This is a genomic window from Methanomethylovorans sp. (genome assembly GCF_050177135.1).
Lineage (GTDB): Archaea > Halobacteriota > Methanosarcinia > Methanosarcinales > Methanosarcinaceae > Methanomethylovorans.
In genome coordinates, this window is record NZ_JBFXHJ010000177.1 from 1 (window position 1) to 4,052 (window position 4,052).

Below are 4,052 nucleotides of genomic sequence, written 5' to 3' on the forward strand. Positions count from 1 at the left end.
GCTGTTTGGGGTAATGATTAATTCCCGGCGAAAAATGGCCAATAGACCTAGTGTAAACCGTTATTAATATATAATTTAATAGTATAATATTTAGCTGGATGAATGACCATTCCAAGTAAAGCCCGAAAAAACGACCAGTTTTCTTTACTTAGAGTGGTGCTTTAGGAGATGGTTACAGTTGTATAAATTCCTTAAACTGATCATAGGCGGAGCTTTATTCTGTCTTATAGTATTATGTGGCATAGCAGATGCTGCTTCTTCAAACTCCACAGGGAATAGGATATGGGATGGAGATTTAAATTTGAGCCTTGAATATTCATGGTCACCTCAAACATTCTCAGGATTTTACTATGATATAAATACAGACGCAGGATCTGAAAAACTTACAATACGTCTTGATAAGAACTTAAAAAGAGTAATAGGCATCAGAGACCTTGTCTATGAAACAACACCTACAGAGAGTGATTTTAAATATGCAGGCTGGGGTAAATACCATGTAATAGGTTTTATGGCAGACAGATATTTTGCTGGATATCCAGATGCCAGTTTCAGCAACAACCTAAGTCTCATGTCATATGAAAAACTGTCGAAAATACTCATTGACAGTAATGAAAGAAAATCACTATATTCTGGCTCTTCACTTGTATTGAAAGAAGGTTACGAGCTTGAAATAAAGGAAGTGGACGCAGATGGGAAAAAGGTACTAGTGAATTTGAAGAAGGATGGAAAACAGATAGATACAGATCTTATCTTATCAAATAATGATTATACATACAAAAAAGACTTGGGCTTAAATGACGAAGTGGTGATCGTTGCCGTACACCTGGATAATATTTTCAAAGGAACCGAAACCAATGCAGTATTTATAGATGGGGTATTCCAGATATCTGACGAGCTTATCAATGTAAATTCAAGCGATGTCTATGGAAAAATGGAAGTTACGTCCATATCTTCTGAAAAGATAACAATGAAGAATCATGAAGAGATATTACTTACAAAAGGAGAGAATATCGACCTTATGGGGAAGCTCAGGTTCACAGTAGCCGATGACAGTATACTGAGATTTGCACCCACGATAGAAAAGTCCGAGCCCGGAGGTTCTATGTTAAGGGGTACTGTCGCAGAAGAAGAATTCAAGTGGACACCCATGAACTTTGAAGGGTTTTATTATAATATAGATGAAGGAACTGGCACAGAGGTATTAGCCGTTAAAGAAATTGATGCCAGAAACATAGAAAAAGGTAAACTGGAATACAAAAGCCTGCCTCAGGAAGTAAGATTTGAACATGATGAATGGGGAAAATTCGAAGTCATGGGGTTCCTTGCTGACAAATACTTTGCAGGTTATCCTGAAAATAAGTTCTCAGATAAGATAAGTCTTGTTTCAGAAGGTGAACTTGCCAAAGTCCTGATCGATAGCAACGAGAAAAAAACTGTATTTTCAGGATCTTCTTTGCTGCTGGAAGAAGGGTATAAAGTCGAAATAAAAGAAGTGGATATAGACGGAAGTAACGCATTCTTTTCACTGTACAGGAATGGCACCCTGATTGACACCGACACAGTATCTTCAGATGATGATTATATCTTTATTTCAGATATTGGTTCTGTTGAAGATGTGCCTTTGATAATCGTACATCTAAAAGACATTTTCAAAGGAACCGAGACCAATGCTGTCTTTATAGAAGGTATTTTTCAGATATCCCAAGAGTACATAACATTGAGAGAAGGTAAGGAATATGGACTGATGGAAATAACTGATCTATCTGCTGACGGGATAACTATGGAAAATATGGAAGAGATATCCCTTTCAAGAGACAGGATGATAGATGTAATGGGCAATATACACTTCCAGGTATCCGATTCCAGTGATCTTAGGTATTATCCATTCATCAGAAAGAATGCAACACCCCTTGAATCATTGGAAGTCGATGCTCCTAAAACAATCATAGAAGGAGAAACTGTCAGTATAGAAGTATCCTCACGAGGAGGAGGTGTAGAAAATGCTGTTGTTAGTATAAACGAAGAGGATATTGGCACTACTTCAGAGAAAGGGATGATCAAATACGCAGCATCTAGCGCCGGAAAGTTTGAGCTCGTTGCCAGCAAGGATGGATTTGTATCTGCATCAAAAGAAATAGAAGTTATTGCAAGAGATGATGAAACTAGAAAGATCAGCATCGAGATATCTGCTGACAGAGTGTATGAAGGAGACAAGGTTATATTTTCCACGGTTAAATCCCTTAACGGAGAATCCGTTTCTGAAGTCCAGTTATTATATGACGGAAAGGCCATAGGTAAGACTTCCGGCGATGGAAAATTGGAATATATAGTAAAAGACCCTGGGATCCACAAGATAAAAACAGTTCCTGATGGTTTTCTCCCTGCAGAATACAATCTAGATGTCATCGTCCGTGAACCTAGGTTCATATATTCCGGACTACATATCATGCCCATTGATCCTACAGAAAAAGAAAATGTGAGCCTTTCAGCAGAGATAACTAACACAGGTACCGCTCCCGGTGAAGAAAAAGTAGAACTGAAGATCAATGGATCGGTTGTTGATACCCGAACAGTTGCCCTGGAAATAGGAGAAAGTGCCTCTTTGAACTTCACTTATATGTCCCCGGAAGAGGGCATTTATGAAGCTCATGTGGGAACTGAAAAGCTTGAGTTCGAAGTACAAAAGAAGAGTGTACTATCTTACATAGGAATTGGACTCGCCATTTCTTTGATAGTGTTCGGAGTAGGATATTCAATGGTCAAAAAGGGAGAAAAAAGAGAAAAGAGAACCAAGAAAAAAGGCCTTTGACAAATTCCCGATCACATTTACCGACTTTCATTTTTATTTTTTATTCTTTTACATCCATAACCAATAGATTAAATTGACAAAATGGCTATTATCAGTGTATGTGCCAAAGAATGCCTTTTTCTAACGATGATCTTGACTTTACTTATCCTTTACCCGCCTATTTTGAGAACAGGCCTTCCTGTTACATATATGTATATAATGGAAAAGTAGCCATAGACCTTTTGAACTTACCTGATCCCCAAACAATCCTTCATGATCACATTAAAGATGTAAAGACAAAGATGACTGTGCAATATGTAGGCTCACTTGGCGAGAAACTATGTTATGCCATAGGACTTGAGTCACACGAAGAAGTACCTTACGGAATGCAGCTAGTGTTCCTGAAGGACCTTATGGGACAAATAGATGACAGAATGCTAGCCCTTGCCGGAAGAGCAGTACAACTCGTTGATTTTGAACTCACAAGCAAATTTTGCGGACGTTGTGGTATTCTTACAGAAACCCTTGAGGATAGAGGTAAAAAGTGCCCAAAATGTGATCTTCTCATATATCCACGTTTATCACCTGCAGTAATAGTGCTGGTGATGAAAGAAGAGAAGGTTCTTTTGGCTCGTTCATCACATTTTTCGTCTAACATTTATAGTGTCATCGCCGGTTTTGTGGAACCGGGAGAAACGCTGGAGCATGCCGTAAAAAGAGAGGTCATGGAAGAAGTAGGACTTAAGATCAAGAACATACGATACTTCGCAAGTCAACCCTGGCCTTTTCCTAACTCCCTGATGATAGGCTTTATTGCAGACTATGCGGAAGGAGAAATATGTGTTGATGGAAAAGAGATAGTTGATGCTGCTTGGTTCAGTAGAGATGAACTACCCAACTTCCCGGGAAAGGCCAGTATATCGGGACATCTGATCGATTGGTTTGTGAAGATGAAGGAAAAAAGAAGTTGATCAATTTGAATCAAACATAGATTAGATCCATGATCCCCTCAATGAGGATGCATACCATCAGGTAAGCAACAGTGAGCAATAAAAAAGTTTTCAATTCTACATGTGTTTCAAGGCCCATTGAAGCTACCGGAAGAAGGAAGGTAAGTGATATGATATAAAGCTTTTTATTGTTAAAAATTGAAGGAAACACTTTCATATAGATAATAACCAATGGCAACAAAAATAGAAATTTAAGCGCCGAGGGGGAGATTCGAACTCCCGAGGGGCTGAAGCCCCACAAGCTTTCCAGGCTT

Annotated in this window: 3 protein-coding genes; 2 read left to right on the plus strand and 1 reads right to left on the minus strand. The window is 38.7% G+C overall.

Annotation, left to right across the window (positions count from 1 at the left end):
- Positions 1–178: 178 nt before the first annotated feature.
- The gene (locus tag AB7U21_RS10890; protein ID WP_428388988.1) at positions 179–2,809 is read left to right on the plus strand and encodes an S-layer protein domain-containing protein; all 2,631 of its coding nucleotides are present in this window, start codon (positions 179–181) and stop codon (positions 2,807–2,809) included.
- Positions 2,810–2,907: 98 nt separating this feature from the next.
- Positions 2,908–3,759, plus strand: coding sequence for an NAD(+) diphosphatase (gene nudC, locus AB7U21_RS10895; RefSeq protein ID WP_333786869.1), 852 nt, complete (start codon positions 2,908–2,910; stop codon positions 3,757–3,759).
- 10 nt (positions 3,760–3,769) lie between these two features.
- On the opposite strand, the gene AB7U21_RS10900 is transcribed toward nudC, so the two are convergent.
- On the minus strand, positions 3,770–4,052 hold a 283-nt coding region (locus tag AB7U21_RS10900; protein WP_428388992.1), incomplete at its 5' end, for a hypothetical protein.

Coding starts and splice junctions, on each gene's coding strand:
- nudC (WP_333786869.1), top strand. CDS start 2,908: ATGTGCCAAAGAATGCCTTTTTCTAACGATGATCTTGACTTTACTTAT.